This window comes from Saccharicrinis carchari, from assembly GCF_900182605.1.
Classification (GTDB): domain Bacteria; phylum Bacteroidota; class Bacteroidia; order Bacteroidales; family Marinilabiliaceae; genus Saccharicrinis; species Saccharicrinis carchari.
In genome coordinates, this window is record NZ_FXTB01000031.1 from 1 (window position 1) to 1,445 (window position 1,445).

Sequence of the window (1,445 nt, forward strand, 5' to 3'; positions counted from 1 at the left end):
TGGATATTCCGGAGCAAGCTGACCCCCTTAGCAAACGTTGGTTGAAGTCATGAATTTAGCATGACATTCCGGCGGATGCTGACCCCTTAAAGTGCTTTTTTGAGGAATAAAGTTGCTCCGGGAGCAGATAAAAAACGGAGCATACTGACCCCTTTGGCCTTACAGCCTTCCAAAAAACGGAGCATGTTGACTCCCCTTGGATTTAGGTTTAATTTAATTAGTGGGATAAACTACTAATTGACACTGATTATGGCAGGAAAACCTAAAAGAATGAGCCAAGTAAAGCAAATACTACAACAGCACAACCAAGGGCACGGAAACAAGACCATAGCCCGTAATTTGAACATCAGCAAGAACACGGTTAAGCGTTACCTTGAGAAATACAGAAGTTCGAAAATACGCCTTTCTACCTTGCTTAAGATGGAAGACCATGTGCTTGAAAAAGTCTTCCACCCGGGGAATCCCGCATATAAGGACAAGCGTTTCGAGGAGCTAAAAGAGAACCTGGATTATTACGTGAAAGAGCTCGGGAAGACCGGCGTGACAAAACAACTTTTGTGGGAAGAGTACCGCCTGTCCAACCCCACGGGGTACAGCCTGAGCCAGTTCAGTTACCACCTGTCGCAGCACCGGCTTACCAAGAACCCATCGATGGTTTTACGGCATGAACCGGGGGACAAGCTGTTTGTTGACTTCGCGGGCAAGAAGCTCTCCTATGTCGACCCAACCACAGGTGAAATAATCGAATGCCAGGTATTCGTAGCCTGTTTGCCATATTCCGATTATGCCTTTTGCATGGCCGTTCCCAGCCAACGTGTCGACGACTTTATTCATGCACTTACCTGCTGCTTAGAGAGCCTGGGCGGCGCACCCAGGGCACTGGTGCCGGACAACCTGAAATCGGCCGTTATAAAGGCTAATAATTACGAACCTACCATCAACCGGGCACTCGAGGATTTTGCCAACCATTACCATATGGCGGTGGTTCCGACCCGTGCCAGGAAACCCAAGGACAAGGCCCTGGTAGAGAACCAGGTTAAGCTTATCTACAACCGGGTGTATGCACGTATGCGCAACCAGCAGTTCTTCTCGCTCTCGCAGCTTAACCGTGCCATAAGAGAACACACGCTCAAGCACAACCAAACACGTATGCAAAACCGTGATTATTGCCGGGAAGAGCACTTCTTGTCCAACGAAAAACACTTGCTGCAGGAACTGCCCAAAGAAGCATTCGAGATAAAATATTACAAGGAGTACAAGCTTGCCCACAACAACCATATTTACCTGGGCCAGGACAAACATTATTACAGTGCGCCTTACCAACTTATCGGGCAAAAGCTAAAAGTAATTTACACCCGTTCGATGGTGCGCATTTTTCATCGGCACAACTTGGTAGCGGTACACAAGCGCGAATACGGGATAGGCAAATACACCACTGCAGAAGA

Annotated in this window: 1 protein-coding gene; it reads left to right on the top strand. The window is 48.0% G+C overall.

Features of this window, described 5'->3' with window-relative positions; translation table 11 throughout:
* Window positions 1-270: 270 nt before the first annotated feature.
* The coding region (istA, locus tag FN809_RS17640; RefSeq protein WP_185957622.1) for an IS21 family transposase at window positions 271-1,445 on the top strand (1,175 nt) is incomplete at its 3' end.